This window comes from Pseudoflavonifractor sp. BSD2780061688st1 E11 (assembly GCF_005844125.1).
Classification (GTDB): domain Bacteria; phylum Bacillota; class Clostridia; order Lachnospirales; family Lachnospiraceae; genus Sellimonas; species Sellimonas catena.
The window spans coordinates 94,444-110,826 of record NZ_SPHM01000007.1 but is presented as its reverse complement, the minus strand read 5'-3'; the positions used below and the strand labels follow the sequence as shown (position 1 = coordinate 110,826).

At 47.7% G+C, this 16,383-nt stretch carries 17 protein-coding genes; all 17 read right to left on the bottom strand.

Going from position 1 to position 16,383, the window contains the following annotated elements:
* Positions 1 to 465: 465 nt before the first annotated feature.
* Positions 466 to 1,821 carry a DNA repair protein RadA gene (gene radA / locus FGQ85_RS05050; protein WP_087169433.1) on the bottom strand — a complete coding sequence of 452 codons (1,356 nt, stop codon included), beginning with the start codon at positions 1,819 to 1,821 and terminating at the stop codon, positions 466 to 468.
* Positions 1,822 to 1,951: 130 nt separating this feature from the next.
* Complete coding sequence (locus tag FGQ85_RS05045) at positions 1,952 to 2,365, bottom strand: endosialidase (protein ID WP_087169381.1); 414 nt, start codon at positions 2,363 to 2,365, stop codon at positions 1,952 to 1,954.
* A 68-nt stretch (positions 2,366 to 2,433) separates the two neighbouring features.
* Complete coding sequence (locus tag FGQ85_RS05040) at positions 2,434 to 4,872, bottom strand: ATP-dependent Clp protease ATP-binding subunit (protein WP_138372829.1); 2,439 nt, start codon at positions 4,870 to 4,872, stop codon at positions 2,434 to 2,436.
* Between the two features lie 20 nt (positions 4,873 to 4,892).
* The gene (locus FGQ85_RS05035) at positions 4,893 to 5,267 is read right to left on the bottom strand and encodes a GntR family transcriptional regulator (RefSeq protein WP_087169434.1); all 375 of its coding nucleotides are present in this window, start codon (positions 5,265 to 5,267) and stop codon (positions 4,893 to 4,895) included.
* Between the two features lie 98 nt (positions 5,268 to 5,365).
* Positions 5,366 to 6,295, bottom strand: a complete 930-nt coding sequence (gene cysK, locus FGQ85_RS05030; protein WP_087169383.1) for a cysteine synthase A — start codon at positions 6,293 to 6,295, stop codon at positions 5,366 to 5,368.
* A 203-nt stretch (positions 6,296 to 6,498) separates the two neighbouring features.
* On the bottom strand, positions 6,499 to 7,773 hold the full coding sequence (gene purD, locus FGQ85_RS05025) for a phosphoribosylamine--glycine ligase (RefSeq protein WP_087169384.1): 1,275 nt from the start codon (positions 7,771 to 7,773) through the stop codon (positions 6,499 to 6,501).
* A 72-nt stretch (positions 7,774 to 7,845) separates the two neighbouring features.
* A complete protein-coding gene (gene purN / locus FGQ85_RS05020) occupies positions 7,846 to 8,472 on the bottom strand; it encodes a phosphoribosylglycinamide formyltransferase (RefSeq protein ID WP_087169385.1) in 627 nt (208 codons plus the stop codon).
* The gene (gene purM, locus FGQ85_RS05015) at positions 8,466 to 9,491 is read right to left on the bottom strand and encodes a phosphoribosylformylglycinamidine cyclo-ligase (RefSeq protein ID WP_087169386.1); all 1,026 of its coding nucleotides are present in this window, start codon (positions 9,489 to 9,491) and stop codon (positions 8,466 to 8,468) included. The genes purN and purM overlap by 7 nt, the downstream gene beginning before the upstream one ends.
* Positions 9,492 to 9,524: 33 nt before the next feature.
* Positions 9,525 to 10,046, bottom strand: coding sequence for a 5-(carboxyamino)imidazole ribonucleotide mutase (gene purE, locus FGQ85_RS05010; protein ID WP_087169387.1), 522 nt, complete (start codon positions 10,044 to 10,046; stop codon positions 9,525 to 9,527).
* A 164-nt stretch (positions 10,047 to 10,210) separates the two neighbouring features.
* The gene (locus FGQ85_RS05005; RefSeq protein ID WP_243128487.1) at positions 10,211 to 12,259 is read right to left on the bottom strand and encodes an aminopeptidase; all 2,049 of its coding nucleotides are present in this window, start codon (positions 12,257 to 12,259) and stop codon (positions 10,211 to 10,213) included.
* A gap of 1 nt (position 12,260) precedes the next feature.
* Complete coding sequence (locus FGQ85_RS18750) at positions 12,261 to 12,662, bottom strand: DUF6142 family protein (protein ID WP_243128486.1); 402 nt, start codon at positions 12,660 to 12,662, stop codon at positions 12,261 to 12,263.
* Positions 12,610 to 13,113, bottom strand: a complete 504-nt coding sequence (locus tag FGQ85_RS04995; RefSeq protein WP_087169389.1) for a VanZ family protein — start codon at positions 13,111 to 13,113, stop codon at positions 12,610 to 12,612. Before FGQ85_RS04995 ends, FGQ85_RS18750 begins: the two co-directional genes overlap by 53 nt.
* A gap of 12 nt (positions 13,114 to 13,125) precedes the next feature.
* Positions 13,126 to 13,278, bottom strand: a complete 153-nt coding sequence (locus FGQ85_RS18295) for a hypothetical protein (protein ID WP_171027886.1) — start codon at positions 13,276 to 13,278, stop codon at positions 13,126 to 13,128.
* Between the two features lie 13 nt (positions 13,279 to 13,291).
* On the bottom strand, positions 13,292 to 13,972 hold the full coding sequence (gene pyrE, locus FGQ85_RS04990) for an orotate phosphoribosyltransferase (RefSeq protein ID WP_087169390.1): 681 nt from the start codon (positions 13,970 to 13,972) through the stop codon (positions 13,292 to 13,294).
* Between the two features lie 163 nt (positions 13,973 to 14,135).
* A complete protein-coding gene (locus FGQ85_RS04985; protein ID WP_087252499.1) occupies positions 14,136 to 14,561 on the bottom strand; it encodes a GNAT family N-acetyltransferase in 426 nt (141 codons plus the stop codon).
* Positions 14,562 to 14,686: 125 nt separating this feature from the next.
* On the bottom strand, positions 14,687 to 15,592 hold the full coding sequence (locus tag FGQ85_RS04980) for a dihydroorotate dehydrogenase (protein WP_087169391.1): 906 nt from the start codon (positions 15,590 to 15,592) through the stop codon (positions 14,687 to 14,689).
* Positions 15,592 to 16,374, bottom strand: coding sequence for a dihydroorotate dehydrogenase electron transfer subunit (locus FGQ85_RS04975; protein ID WP_138372827.1), 783 nt, complete (start codon positions 16,372 to 16,374; stop codon positions 15,592 to 15,594). The genes FGQ85_RS04980 and FGQ85_RS04975 overlap by 1 nt, the downstream gene beginning before the upstream one ends.
* Positions 16,375 to 16,383: the final 9 nt, after the last annotated feature.

The window sequence follows — 16,383 nt, the reverse complement described above, 5'->3', positions numbered from 1 at the left end:
GTTCCTTGTTCTGAATAATTCTCATGAATTTTCAGGGATCGTTGTCTATTGTTCAGTTATCAAAGTTCTTTGTTTTCGTTGCCGCTCTCTCGCGACAGCTATATTAGATTATCACATCTGTTCCTTTTTGTCAACCACTTTTTTCATCTTTTTTCGAGTAATTTCTGCGGCGGTCCGTCAAGTCAATGCGGAAAAGCCGTCCTCAGGATTGTCACTCTGAGATGTTTTGTGCTGACAGTTATCAGCGGAACGTGTTATATATTATCATCCAGGCTTATAAATGTCAACAACTTTTTTTGACTTTTTCTATCTTTTTTCGCACTTTGGTTTTTTCTGCTTTTTTTACCTGTTTCGCCGCGCTTTTCAGCGCGGCTGTGATCTCAGGCTTCCAAAGTATTTCCTGGTTCCTGCCGCCAGAAGAAGAGACGTGATTCCGGCAAATAATATGAGAATTTGTCAACCCTTTTATAAATATTGAATTGCTTCGCCGACATTTTTTACCCCGATCAACCTCATCCCTTCAACCTTGCCAACGCTGTCCATGGAAACAGCCGGCAGCATACAGGTCTGAAATCCAAGTTTTTTCGCTTCCAGAACTCTTTGCTTCGGCATGCTGACCGCACGGACTTCCCCGCTTAATCCGACTTCTCCGAACACAATCATATGTGGATCTGTGACTTTGTTCTGATAACTGGATACAAGCGCCAGAACAATGCCAAGATCAATGGCAGGTTCATTCATCCGGATTCCACCTGCAATATTCACATAAGCATCGCAGTCTCCCAGAGCCATGCCAAGCCGTTTTTCCAGTACTGCCATCAGCAGATTTACACGGTTATAATCTGTGCCCGCTGCCGTTCTTCTCGGCATACCAAAGTTTGTCCGGCAGACCAGCGCCTGAATTTCCAGAAGAATCGGCCTTGTTCCTTCCATGGAGCATGCTACAATGGAACCTGACGCCTGTTCCGGCCTGCCGTTCAGCATAAATTCAGACGGATTTTTCACTTCGTGAAGCCCGTCCTCTCTCATTTCGAAGACACCAATCTCATTGGTGGAACCAAATCTGTTTTTGACTCCCCGCAGAATCCTGTAGGACGCATGTCTGTCTCCTTCAAAATACAGAACCGTATCCACCATATGTTCCAGCACTCTCGGACCGGCCACTGTTCCTTCCTTTGTCACATGGCCGACAATAAAGATCGTAATTCCCATACCTTTTGCCAGATGCATCAATGTGTTGGTTGCCTCCCGTACCTGCGAAACACTTCCCGGCGCAGAACCAATCTCCTCGCTGTACATCGTCTGGATAGAATCGATCACTGCCACATCCGGTTTTTTCCTCTGAATCACTTCCTCGATTGTTTCCAGATTTGTTTCACACAAAAGGGTAATCCGGTCACTAAAGTCCCCCATCCGGTCTGCCCGAAGTTTGATCTGCCTTGCAGATTCTTCTCCGGAAATATAAATGATATCTTCTTTCTTATCTCCCAGAATCCGGCACATCTGCAAAAGCAGCGTGGACTTTCCGATTCCCGGATCCCCGCCCACCAAAACGAGAGAGCCTTTGACAATCCCTCCACCAAGTACACGGTCCAGTTCTTCCATCTCTGTCCGGATTCTGTCCTCCCCTTTTGTTTCTATCTGTGAGAGGGAAACCGGCTCTGCTTTTTCCCGGTCTCTGGTCATACTGCCCTTTTCCGGGATTTTCTTTTCTTCTACAAATGTATTCCATTCCTTGCATGCGGGACACTGCCCAAGCCATTTTGCCTCCTCGTGCCCGCAATTCTGACAGAAAAATACCGTCTTTTTTGTCTTTGCCATTCTGATTTTCCTCTTTCCTGACTGAATTTCTCTCTGATAATACCTGAAGTAAGTCCAATATACTTTCCTGATAGAATAAAAAAATGCTGCAAAGCCATCTTCCGGTCTTTGCAGCATTTTGCCTGTCCAGTTATGCTTTTATGATTCTCACACAAACAGTCTGATCCGGCTGCAGCTCTGCACTGACACTTAATTTTCCACTCAGGTTTGTCTTCATCTTCCCTGCGTTCACATCATCCAGATATACAGTGTATTCGCTGTCCGCCTCCAGTTCCAGTGTAAACTGAGCATCCTCTTTACCGCTCACCTGAAAAGATACTCCGCTTTCCTCCGCGCGGAATCCTTCTACTGCAGTTCCTGGGACCGATTCGTAAACGAACATGCCATTTTTCTCAAGCTTTGTGATCTCTGAAAAGGTCTTCACCTTATAGATATCTCCCTCAAACTCGAATCCTTCTTTCTTCGTCTTGGAAGGTAAGGTATAATCGCCGAAGCTGATCGTTCCATCCTCATTCGCCCTCAGTAACTCTTTGACTGCTGTCATGTCTTTTTCCTCCTGGTCGTATCTTATATTTACCGTAGTCTCATTATATAATAAACGGCTCTTTTTTTCTAGTTCTTTGTCTCTTTCACTGTAAATTTTATCTCTTTTTTAGAAACTCCTGCTTCTACCAGATCGCCCCGCTTGATCTCTCCATTCAGTATCGCTTCTGTCAGCGGATCTTCCAGTTGTGTCTGCAGAGCACGTTTCAACGGTCTTGCTCCGTATTTCCGGTCATTTCCGGCTTCGGCAATCTTCTTTTTCACAGAGCTTCGGATTTTCAGTGTAATATCCAGCTGTTCCTTTGCCCTTCTGACAAGATCCTGGCATAACAGTCCTACAATCTTTTCCAGTTCTTTTTCTGTCAGGGCATGGAACACAATGATCTCATCGATCCGGTTTAAAAACTCCGGACGGAAGATCCGTTTCACTTCATCCATTACATTGCTCTGCATCTTTTTGTAATCTTCTTTTTCGTCCTGCACGGCATTGAATCCAAGACGTTTTGCATCCACGATGGACTGAGCGCCCGCATTGGATGTCATAATGATGACCGTGTTTCTGAAGTCTACTTTTCTTCCCTGAGAATCTGTAATATGTCCGTCATCCAGTACCTGAAGCAGGATGTTGAATACATCCGGATGCGCCTTCTCAATCTCATCAAAGAGTACCACGGAATATGGATGCCGTCTGACTTTTTCGCTGAGCTGTCCGCCGTCCTCATGTCCTACATATCCCGGAGGGGAGCCGATCAGCTTGGATACGCTGTGTTTTTCCATGTATTCGGACATGTCGATCCGGATCATGGACTCTTCGTCCCCGAACAGTGCCTCAGCCAGTGCCTTGGAAAGCTCGGTCTTTCCGACTCCTGTCGGTCCAAGGAAGAGGAATGAGCCTATCGGTCTGGTCGGATCTTTGAGGCCGACCCGGCCTCTTTTTACTGCTCTTGCTACCGCACTCACCGCATCCTCCTGGCCGATCACTCGTTTGTGCAATGTCTTCTCCAGTTTTCTGAGACGCTCTGTCTCTGACTGGGCAAGCTTCTGCACCGGAATCTTTGTCCATTCTGCCACAACTTCCGCGATATCCCCTTCTGTCAGGACAATCCGGGAATTCTTCTGTTTCCGGTTCAGTCTTCCTTTGGCCTGACGAAGTTTCTCACTGGTTGCCTTTTTCTCCTTCACAAGAAGTGATGCCTCTTCCATACGCCCTTCTTTGATGGATGCTTCCAGATCCTGATCCAGATTCCTTACCAGCTGTTCCATCTGCTCAATGTTCTCCGGTACTTTGAAGCCGCGAAGCGCTGCTTTGGAGCAGGCTTCATCCAGAACGTCAATCGCCTTATCCGGCAGGAATCGGTCGCTGATATAACGGTCAGAGAGTACCACTGCCTCCTCAAGCGCCTCCTGGCTGATTGCAATCTTATGATGTGCTTCATATTTCTCACGGATTCCCTCCAGAATCCGAACAGTCTCTTCTTTGGACGGTTCTTCTACCATGACCGGCTGGAATCGTCTCTCAAGCGCGGCATCTTTTTCAATGTATTTCCGGTATTCCGTGATCGTTGTTGCCCCGATCAGCTGGATCTCCCCTCTTGCCAGAGACGGTTTTAAAATATTGGACGCATCCATGGCGCCTTCCGCGCCGCCTGCGCCGACTACCGTATGAATCTCATCCAGGAACAGGATAATGTTTCCGTCCGCCTTCACTTCATTGACCAGTCGTTTCATCCGCTCTTCAAACTCTCCCCGGTATTTGGAGCCGGCAATCAGAGCCGCCAGATCCAGTGACAGTACTCTTTTTTCTCTCATTTTTTCCGGGACCGCCTCTTTGGCGATCCGCTGTGCAATGCCTTCGATAATTGCCGTCTTTCCTACACCCGGCTCACCGACCATGCACGGATTGTTCTTTGTTCTGCGGCTTAAGATCTGCATCAGTCTCTGCATCTCTTCCTCACGGCCGACCACCGGATCCAACCTTCCATCTTCCGCAAGGGCTGTCAGGTCGGTGCAGTACTGTTCCAGAACTGCGCCTTTTGCAGCGCCTTCATTTTTTTCGGCAAATGCTTTTGGATTTTCTCCGATAGCAGTGAGGCAGTCCTGCATCACCTTCTGAAGATTTAAATTCAAAGTGATGAGAATCCTTGCCGCCACGCAGTCAGTATCCTGAATAATTGCCAGAAGCATATGCTCCGTTCCAATTTCTTCCATACGGAAACGCTCCGCGATCTTCCGGCTTTCTTCCAGTATGAATTTCAGTCTCGGGCTTTCTTCCGGTGTCCCCGAAAAGGTCTCTTCCCCTACCGTGGACACCAGTTCTCCCACGACTTTCACCACTTCATCCTCTTTCAGGCCGTTCATATCCAGTACCTGCCCTGCCACTCCGGAATAGACAGATTTCAGCCCCAGAAGCAGATGCTCTGTCCCGATGTACGGATGCTTGAAATCCTTCGCGTAGTTTCCGGCCGCATCCAGTGCTTCCTGGGCCTGCCTTGTATATCTGTTTTCCATGCCTATCCTCCTGATCTGATTTACTCTGTCTCGTATTCGTGGAAAATCTCGTCCACCAGCTCGTGTACTTCTTCCCGCGTAATATTTTTACAGTATCCTCTTGCAAGGACCATACGGAGCTGCCTCTTCATATCTTCCAGCGCGTGAAGTTTATCCTCACTGACCGCAATCACAGCTCCCCTCCTTCTGTCAAGCTGTATGAATCCCTCCTGCTTCAGTACGGTATAAGCCTTATTGACCGTGTGCATGTTCACGCCGATCTGCTCGGAGAGTTTTCGCACCGATGGGAGCGTGTCTCCATCCTGAATCGCGGAAAGTGCGATCCCCATAATGATCTGGTTGCGCAGCTGCATGTAGATCGCTTCATCACTGTTAAAATCAATCTCTATCATGATTTCTTTCATAAACGCTCCACCCTTTTCTTTCGTTTGTTACACACATCATATAACAGATGGCATGATTTTGCAAGAAAAAGATACTTTATCCGGCTTTCCTATGCTTCAAACAGCGGCGTGGAGAAGTACCGTTCTGCCGTGTCAGGGAGGATCGTTACCACAGTTTTTCCTTTTCCAAGCTGTGCTGCCATTCTGCGGGCTGCTGCCACATTCGTTCCACTGGAGATTCCGCACATCAGTCCTTCTTTCGCCGCAAGTTCTCTGGCTGTCTGAAGGGCTTCCTCGTCTGTCACAATTGTAATATCATCATAAATCTCCTGATCGAGGATGCCCGGAATCAGCCCGTCCCCGATTCCCATCTGCACGTGGGTTCCCACTTCCTTTCCGGAAAGAATCGCCGCATGTTCCGGTTCGACTGCCCAGATGACGGTGTCCGGATTTGCCTCTTTCAGTGCCTTCCCGATTCCCGTGATGGTACCCCCGGTACCGATTCCGGAACAAAATCCGTCGATGGTGCAGTCTGCCTGTGAAAGAATCTCCCGTCCGGTCCATTCATAGTGCACCCGGACATTATTCTCATTTTCGAACTGTTGCGGCACGAAAACATTCGGGTTTTCTTCGGCCATCCGAAGGGCAGTGTTCAGGCATTCCTGAATGCAGTCGCCAATATTCCCCGCATCGTGGATCAGTCGGACTTCCGCTCCGTACTGACGGACCAGTTTTCTTCTCTCCTCACTGACAGAATCCGGCATGATGATGATTGTACGATATCCTTTTACTGCACCGATCAATGCAAGACCGATTCCCTGGTTTCCGCTTGTCGGCTCCACAATCACGGTATCTTTTGTAATTTTTCCTTCCTTTTCAGCCGCCTCGATCATTCCAAGTGCCGTCCGCGTCTTGATGGAAGCACCCACATTGACCGCCTCAAATTTCACAAGAATCTGCGCGTCATCCTTCCCTGTCATGTGCTGCAGACGGATCAGAGGGGTATTCCCTGCCGCCTCAAGTATATTTTCATAAATCATCTGACCTTACTCCTTTTCTTCTCGTTCTTCTTATTATATGCCCTTCTTTCTCCTTTTGCAATCAAGGCTGGAAAGAACAAAGAGTTCCGCGAGTGCGCATCCCGCGGAGCGTTTTTGTTTAACAGGGAACGAAGTTTCCTGTTAAATGAAAAAACGGATACAGAGCCTCTTTCTGTACCCGTTCTTCCGGTTTTCCCGCACCTTTATGCCTCGTCAATCGCCTTTCCGATATCATGGCGCATATATTTGTTGGCAAAGGAAATCCACTCCGTTGCCTCGTAAGCGTTCTTTCTTGCTTCTTTTAAGTCTGCTCCCTTTGCGGTAATGCCAAGAACACGGCCGCCGTTTGTTACGATCTCGCCTTTCTCATTTTTCTTCGTTCCCGCATGGAAACAGTAATATCCTTCTTTGTCTTTGAAGTTTTCAAATCCGGTAATCGGGATGCCTTTCTCGTAGGAAACCGGATAGCCGTCAGACGCCAGCACAACGCAGACTGCCGCATTGTCTTCGAATTCCAGATTGACCTGATCCAGCGTTCCGTCAATGCATGCTTCCATGACATCTACAATGTCTGTCTTCATTCTTGGAAGTACAACCTGCGCCTCCGGATCTCCAAATCTTGCATTATATTCCAGTACCTTCGGTCCGTCTTCTGTAAGCATCAGGCCAAAGAAGATGATTCCCTTGAACTCTCTTCCCTCCGCACGCATAGCGTCCACGGTCGGCTGGAAAATGTGCTGCTCACAGTATGCCGCAATCTCTTCGGTATAGAACGGGCTCGGTGAAAATGTACCCATTCCACCGGTATTTAATCCTTCATCTCCGTCTTTGGCACGCTTGTGGTCCTGTGCGGAAGTCATCGTTTTTACGGTTTTGCCGTCCACAAAAGAGAGAACCGATACTTCTCTTCCTGTCATGAACTCTTCCACTACCATTGTATTTCCGGATGCTCCGAATTTCTTATCCAGCATGATCTCTTTGACGCCTTCTTTTGCTTCCTCAAAACTGTTGCAGATCAGAACGCCCTTTCCAAGCGCAAGTCCGTCTGCCTTTAAGACAATCGGATATTTGGCTGTCTCCAGATAGGAAACCGCTTCCTCTGCATTGTCGAAATTTTCGTAAGCAGCCGTCGGAATATTGTATTTCTTCATCAGATCTTTGGAAAACGCCTTGCTTCCCTCGAGGATCGCCGCATTTTTCCGTGGTCCGAAGGTACGGATTCCGGCTTCCTCCAGGACATCCGTCAGTCCTCCTACCAGCGGATCATCCATTCCGATCACAGCAAGATCGATCTTCTTTTCCTTTGCAAAGTCCCGGATCTTCTCAAACTCCATCGGTCCGATCGGCGCACACTCTGCAACCTCCTCGATCCCTGCATTTCCCGGAAGGCAGTAAATCTTCTCCACCTTGCTGCTCTTTGCGACACTCATGGCGATAGCGTGTTCTCTCCCGCCTCCGCCGACAATCATTACTTTCATCTGACATCCTCCTTACTGTATCAACCAGAAAAAGGGTATTGTCTTTCTTTCCTACAATACCCCTTTTTGTCTCTATTTCTGAATCACGACATGTCCGTCTTTTACAGACACTTTCCCGTTGGCGATCAGATTGACCGCTTCCGGCATGATCTGCCACTCTGCCTGCTCCATCACACGTCTCTGAAGCACTTCCGGCGTATCGTCCGGGAACACTTCCACTGCTTTCTGAAGAATAATCGGTCCGGTATCTGTCCCTTCATCTACAAAATGCACGGTCGCTCCTGTAATCTTCACTCCACGCGCCAGGGCAGCCTCATGTACTTTCAGCCCGTAATATCCCGTTCCGCAGAAAGACGGGATCAGAGACGGGTGGATATTGATAATCCGGTTTTCATATTTACGGATCAGCTCCGCCGGAATCACCACAAGGAATCCGGCAAGCACGATCAGATCCGGCTGGAACGCATCCACCGCCTCCATGAGGGCATGGTTAAACCGGGCACGGTCCTCAAAGTCTTTCGGGGAAACGCATTTTGCCGGAATCCCTGCCTGCTCGGCCCTCGTCAGGGCATATGCCTTTTTATTGTTGCTGATCACACCGGCCACTTCGGTGTTTGTGATCTTTCCATCCCGCACTGCATCCAGAACGGCCTGAAGATTCGTACCGCCGCCGGATACCAGGACTACCACTCTTAGCATAATGTGACTCCTTTTTCTCCTGCCTCAATGTTTCCGATCACGCAGGCTTTGTCTCCTGCTGCTTCGATTGCGGAAAGTGTTGCTTCCACATCGCTTTCATCCACGGCAATCACCATTCCGATTCCCATGTTGAAGGTATTGTACATCATATGTTCCTCGATATCCCCTTCTTTCGCAAGCATGCGGAAGATCGCCGGAACTTCATAGCTGTCTTTTCTGATTACTGCATGTGTGCCGTCTTTGAGCATACGCGGTACATTCTCATAGAATCCGCCTCCTGTGATGTGGCTGCATGCTTTTACAGTCACGCCTGCCTCGCGGATACTCTTGAGAGCCTTTACATAAATTCTTGTCGGTGCAAGAAGTGCCTCTCCGAGCGTACATCCCAGACACTCATGATACGTCTCCAGAGACTCTCTGCTCATGTCAAATACTTTTCTTACAAGAGAAAATCCGTTGCTGTGTACACCGGAGGAAGCGATGCCGATCAGGACATCTCCTTCTTTTAATGTCTCTCCTGTAATCATATCCTTCTTGTCGCAGACACCTACGGCAAATCCGGCCAGATCGTATTCATCCTCTGCCATCAGTCCAGGATGCTCTGCTGTCTCACCGCCGATCAGAGCCGCGCCGGACTGTACGCATCCTTCCGCAACTCCGCTTACGATCGTAGCGATCTTTTCCGGTTCATTTTTCCCGCAGGCAATATAGTCAAGGAAAAACAGCGGCTCACCGCCTGCACAGGCAATGTCATTGACACACATTGCCACTGCATCGATTCCGATGGTGTCATGCTTGTCCAGTACCATGGCAAGCTTTACCTTTGTTCCGCATCCGTCTGTACCGGATAACAATACAGGCTCCTCCATGTTTTTGATTTTCTCCAGTGAAAAGGCACCGGAAAATCCTCCCAGTCCTCCGATCACTTCCGGGCGCATCGTCTTTTTGATGTGCTCTTTCATCAGTTCCACTGACTTGTAACCTGCTTCGATATCCACACCTGCATTCTTATAATCCATGATCGTTCCTCCATAAGATCGTGTTTTCTGAATTTATTTTGCGGCTTTCTGAGCCATGTATTCTTTATGTCCAAGCTTTGCAAGCTTCTCTGCCTTTGCCTCGACTTCTTCCTTCATTTCTTTTGAGTAGTCTTTCAATCTCTGAAGCAGCTCCGGATCAGAGGTTGCAAGAATTTTCGCTGCAAGGATGGCAGCATTCTTTCCGCCGTCGATTGCTACTGTTGCAACCGGGATTCCAGGCGGCATCTGTACGATGGAATAAAGTGCGTCCTGACCGTCCAGTACCTTTCCTGTCATTGGAATACCGATGACCGGCATCGGGAAGATTGCAGCGCACATGCCAGGAAGATGCGCAGCCATTCCGGCTCCTGCGATGATTACTTTGAAATCCTTCTCTTCCGCAGATTTCGCGTATTCGTAGAAAACATCCGGCTCACGGTGTGCGGAGATGATTGTCATCTCGTATTCTACTCCTAATTTTTCCAGCATATCAGCAGCCTGGCTCATTACTTTCATATCTGAGTCGCTGCCCATAACAATTCCCACTTTTGGCATAGTGTCCTTCCTTTCTTTTCTCAGGTCTATGATTTATAAGTTTTCTAAATAAATAGATTCCTATTTATAAGTTATTTTACTAATACAGGCGGGCTCTGTCAACCGATGCCCGCCTGTGTAGTGATTATATTTTCTTATAACTGGGAACCTGCCCTGCTTATGATTTAGCGGCAGTCCAAAGGTTCGTTCAAAATCTCTGTTCCCGGCAGGACAAAACGTCCGTCTTTCAGAAGCGGAATTTCACTTCCGTCTTTCCGGATCACCGTGATCGCTCCCAGTTCATCGTACGGGATGGTGATATCTGTATGGCAGTGCATGTAGGCCTGTTCCGGATTCTCTTTTCGCAGAATGGAGACTTCGTTATCTCTTGCCACAATCTCTTTTCCGTCCGGATTGTAGACCTTCGTATCCTCACTGTAGCTGTAGCACGTATCGCCTACCGCAAAATGCGGTCCGGTCTTTTCCGCAATGAGAATCGGATACTTGTCCTCGATTCCGAATCTGCGTCCTGCCACATAGGCAGTCGTATTGGTTCCGATGGCAAATTCCCCCAGCGGAAGGGTCTCATGGTTAAACAGAATGTTTTCCTTCACATAGTCCCTGCACGCTTTTTCATCCTCAAAATTTCCGCATCCATACCCGGAAATCATGCCGTCCTGGAAACGGATTTCCAGATCCCGGTACTGAAGACCGTTTAAATATACCCGGCTTACATGCAGCACTCCGCTCGTGCCTCTGAGCACCGGAGAGGTGAATACTTCTCCCACCGGAATATTGACATCCGCAACGCAGTTTTCAAAAATCGTTTCTTTCTGCGGATCCTGAAGGCGGTAAAGCTGTACCGTCAGATCAGTACGGTTTTCGCCTGATCCAAGAATGTGTACGGACTCCCCTTCATCCAGAGCATCAATCATGGTCTGCTGTACTTTGGAATACAGGTCTGAATCCAGCGTATTGATCCGGATCACTTCTCCAAAGATCTCCTCAAACTTCTCTCCGATCTCCGGCACCGGCCATGAGATGATCGTAAAGCTTCTCTCATCGCCCGGAATATAGGTATTTGTGATCTGGCCTGCCTTGCCGTCAAAGGAAAGCAGCATTTCTTCCTGCTTTTTCGTAAGAGTAAGCGCCTCTTCTTTCTTCTGCGGAGCAAACGGAATCTCACCGAAGACTTCCATCACTGCCGGGCCGGCAAATCCTGCTGCCAGCTCTTTATTCTGCTCGTATACAGTCTTCATCACTTCCAGCCTGCGCTCCACATAGTGCTTGTCCATAAACAGCGCCTGATCGTCCTTATGGTCGTAATCATACTGCTGATTTGGAATTCTTCCGAAATACCCGTTTCTGGAAACACCGCGTCTTGTCAGCACACTTGCCCCTGCACGGTAGATCGTTGGGCGCAGCCCCATAGCTTCAAAGTTTGCGACTGCCTGCTTTACGACCCGCTCAAATCCAAGCTTAAACCGGATGTTTACCGTTGTCTTCTTTGACAGATCTTTATTTCCAAGAACAAATCCTTTGCGGAATCCCTCTGTATAAACATCCGCCATCTTCTGAATCGTCTCCTCCGGAAGATCGGCAATATATTTTGCCGTCTCGATCTCATTGTCGGAAATATATTCGCCATAGCGGTACAGATACTTCAGATCGCTCAAATCACTCCTGCAGATAATATCCACCGCAAAGGTACGGTCCGGATCGATCTGATCCATAATCCGGTCTGCCGCAAATACTTCACAGTAATCATTCGCGTACCAGTAAAAAATATCTCTGACTGCCTGATACTCCGGTTCCTCTTCAAAGCAGTTATAAATCTCAATAAATAATTCGTTCAGAATGGAGAGATATTCCATCTGTCCTTCATATGCATACACAATGCCGGAACGCATCTCACTGTAAAGCGCACTTAAAAAACTGCCAAACGTCTCTCCCAGCATTTTCTGTGCATAAGCCGGATTTCCATAGCTTGTCTCATACTGTTCCGGGAGAATATCCTCATAAAGCTTCCGGTTCTCCTCCGCCAGCATCAAAATATCCGCACTCTCCCAGTCTCTGTTTCGTACCAGTTCCTGTACCTCGTCCAGCATCAGAAGAAATTCTGCTGTCTTTCTGAAATAATCCCGGTACGGCTCTTTGACCGTCTCCTCTAACATGATAACGCCGAGACGCTCTTTGGAAAGCTCATATCGTTCTCTTACCATCACATCATCCATCTTACAAAAGCCCCCTGATAAAAATTCCCGCGAAACCAATCAGAATTGCCAGATTACATGCAACTCCGATCTTACAGGTAATATAATTTTTGTCTCGTTCTTTGAATCCCCGGAAACCGGTGATAACACCCATCCATGAGCCAAAAAAGATCACAAGCGCAAGCCCGCCGACGAACGCCGGAGCATTTCCTCCTGTGACAATGGAAATAATAATCATAACAATCAGCACCACAAAAAAACCTCCCGCATAGATACAGGATGTGATTCCTCTGGATGCATGAGGTGTTCTATTTTCATCTCTCTTTTGGATCCTTTTTTTTCGTCTTTCTCTTTCCCTCTCCCGTCTTTTTCTACCTCTTATTCTTCTTCTGCCTCTGTCGTTTTCTTTGTCGTTTTTCCACATAGTTTCTCCTTATTACATTACATAGCGCAAACAGTATATATCCGCACAGTCCCCCGGCTGTATTCAAAAGCAGATCATCTACATCAAAGCTCCCTACTTTCGTAAGGAGCTGAAATACTTCCACAAAAAAGCTGATTCCAAAACTATAAAACACGGTAAGGAAAAAACTCCGGTTCCAGTATCTGCTTGCCATCGGCATAAAGAAACCAAACGGCACAAAAATCAGTACATTTCCAATCAGATTGGTAAATGTCAGCAGGCCGAGCTGTTCCCGGTACGTCCAGAATCTCCGGATTTCTCTGAACAATTCCAGATTGTAATGATACTCCCTCATCTCACCGCTTCGGCCATACCAGTCTGAAAATAACAAAAACCAGAACAGAAACACAATGTAAAGAACAAACAACAATTTGCCAAGTCTCCTCAGCCAGTTTCTTTCCTGTGTTCTCAAATCGGCACCGCCTTAAAATGTAAGCTTTTTCTGATTTTTAAATAAGTGCGCTCCTCCGATGATTGACAAAATCCCGCAGGTCACTCCGACAACCATCAGAATGATTCCGACTGCAAGATTGCATGCACCGATGACTCCCATGCTGCGGTATACTTTTTCTTCCATCTTACAGGCCTCCTTATTTTACTCCATACTGTTCATAATATGCGTCAATTGCTGCTTTTAATGCATCATCTATCACAATCTTTCCCTGGCAAGGCTGATTATAAAGATGCTCTACAACTTCCTCCATTGTAACAATCGCCGCCGTATCAAATCCATACAGGTCTTTTACTTCGTCCAGCGCACATTTCTCGCCGCCTTTCCCTACTTCCATACGGTTCAGAGATACCATCAGTCCTTTGATTGTTACATCTGCAGCACCTTTGACCTTCGGCACGGTCTCTTCCATGGATTTTCCGGATGTCGTTACATCTTCGATCATGATCACACGGTCACCGTCTTTTAACTGGCTTCCAAGGAAGCTTCCCTTGTCTGCGCCGTGGTCTTTTTCCTCTTTTCTGTCAGAGCAGTAACGTACTTCTTTTCCGTAAAGCTCACTGTATGCAATCGCTGTTACAACGCTGAGCGGAATCCCCTTGTAAGCCGGTCCGAACAGCACGTCAAAATCATCACCGTATGTGTCGTGGATGGCTTTTGCGTAGTATTCTCCAAGCTTCTTTAACTGAGATCCTGTCACATAAGCTCCTGCGTTCATGAAGAACGGAGATTTCCGTCCGCTCTTTAATGTAAATTCTCCAAATTTGAGCACATCGCTCTCCACCATAAATTCGATAAACTCTTTCTTGTATGCTTCCATCTCTTTTCAAACCTCCGTGTTTGTGGACTTTTCATCCAGACTCTTTATTTTTATCCTTCTGCCCGTCATCATCAGGCAGCAACGGTTAAATTCTTTTCAATTCTAACATACTCCCTGAAGTTTTTCAATTCCCAGGGGCCTCCATATCAGATTTGATATCCGGTTATTTTCTCGTATAACTCATCGTGTATTCTACTTCCCCGGTTGCTTCATCCACACCTTCTCCGGCAATCCGGAATCCTTCTCTTTCATAAAACGCTGCTGCACCCTTGTTTTTCCGATAGACATGCAGCGTCAGTTTCGGATGCGTTTTTTTGACCTCATCGAGAAGCCTCTTTCCGATCCCGCGGGAACGGAATTTCTGTTCCACGAAGATTCCTGCAAGGTAGTCTCCCTGAAGTCCGGCAAATCCTCTTACAGCCTGCTCTTCCTCATACACGAAGATCTCCGCCTGCAAAAACTGCTTTTTGACCTCCGGAAGGTTTTCCTCCCAGTATTGCTTCGGCACAAACGGGTGTGCCTCTTTATTTCCACTTAACCAGACTGCTGCCACCTGGTCAAGATCCTTTTCTTCCATCATGCGAATCATACCGCTTTCCTCCTTCTTCCTTTCTTTTTACAGAGAAGTTGAAAAAGAAAAGGCGTACCTTTACGATACGCCAGACTCTTTCTTTTTGGTATTTCGATCTTCTTTCGTTTTTCCAAAATCAAATGTTATTTGACAATGCCTGTCATGTCGGCCACGGTCTGGAATCCATTCTTGTCCATGTACGCCGCAATGCCTTCTGCGATTTCTTCTGTCGCCTTTGGATTGAAGAAATTCGCTGTTCCGACTGATACGGCACTTGCTCCCGCAAGAATAAATTCCACAGCATCTTCCCAGGTACTGATTCCTCCCATACCGATCACAGGAATCTTCACGGCGTTTGCCACCTGATATACCATCCGCACTGCCACCGGTTTTACAATCGGTCCGGATACTCCTCCGGTTTTATTTGCCAGTACGAACTGTTTCCGGTTAATATCGATCTTCATGCCGGTCAGTGTATTGATCAGGGAAACCGCATCGGCTCCACCCGCCTCTACCGCTTTTGCCATCTCCGTGATGTCCGTCACGTTCGGGCTTAACTTCATGATGACCGGCTGTTTTGCATATTTCTTTACCGCCTTTGTAATTGCTTCTGCCGCCTTTGGATTCTGTCCGAAAGCGATTCCGCCCTCTTTGACGTTCGGACAGGAAATGTTGATCTCCAGCATATCCACATCTTCGGACGCAAGCCGTTCCACGACTTCACAGTAATCTTCCTCGGAACGTCCGCAGACATTCACAATGATATTGGTGTCATACTGACGGAGGAACGGAATATCCCTCTCACAGAAGACATCAATCCCCGGATTCTGAAGTCCTACCGCATTCATCATACCGCCGTAGACTTCCGCCACTCTTGGGGTCGGATTGCCTTCCCATGGAACATTGGCAACACCTTTTGTCGTCACAGCACCAAGTTTGTTCAGATCTACGAATTCACAGAATTCCGCACCGGATCCGAAGGTTCCGGAGGCTGTTGTAACCGGGTTTTTCCACTCTACTCCCGCAATCGTTACTCTTGTATCTGCCATTATAATTCCACCTCCGTCGAAAGAAATACCGGACCGTCTTTACAGATGCGCTTGTTGTGCACATGGCTGTGATGATCGACTTCCTTTGATTTGCACACGCAGGCAAGGCAGGCGCCGATTCCGCATGCCATTCTCTCTTCCAGAGAAATGTAGCACGGAATGCCTTTTCCCTCCGCATAGTCTTTGATTGCACGGAGCATCGGTGTCGGTCCGCATGCATAGATAATGTCCGCATCCAGCTGATTTTCACGGATCGCATCCATCACATTTCCTTTTGTTCCTACACTTCCGTCCTCTGTGGAAATATATACCGTTCCATTTTGCTCAAACTCTTTTTTCAGGAATGTCTGCGCATCCCGGTATCCCACGATAATCTGCTTTTCGCAGTCAATCTGACGGGCAAGTTCGAGAATCGGAGGTACCCCGATTCCGCCTCCCATCAGAAACGCTTTCTTTCCTTTTGCCGCCTCAAGAGGAAATCCGTTCCCAAGAGGTCCGATGACCGGAAGTGTATCTCCCGCTTTCATTTCGGAAAACTCTTCTGTTCCGGTATTCTCTCCTGTTACCCTGTATACGACCCGGAGCATTCCCTGCTCCCGGTCGATCTCACAAATACTGATCGGGCGCGGAAGCAGTTTGCTTCCATCGTTTGTGTACATGGAAATAAACTGACCCGGCACTGCACTTTCGGCCGCCTTCGTCTTAATCCACATACTGAAAATTCCATCTGCCAGCTGTTCCTGAGAATGAATCACTGCCAGTTCTTTTTCTCTTTCTGCCATCTCTTCTTT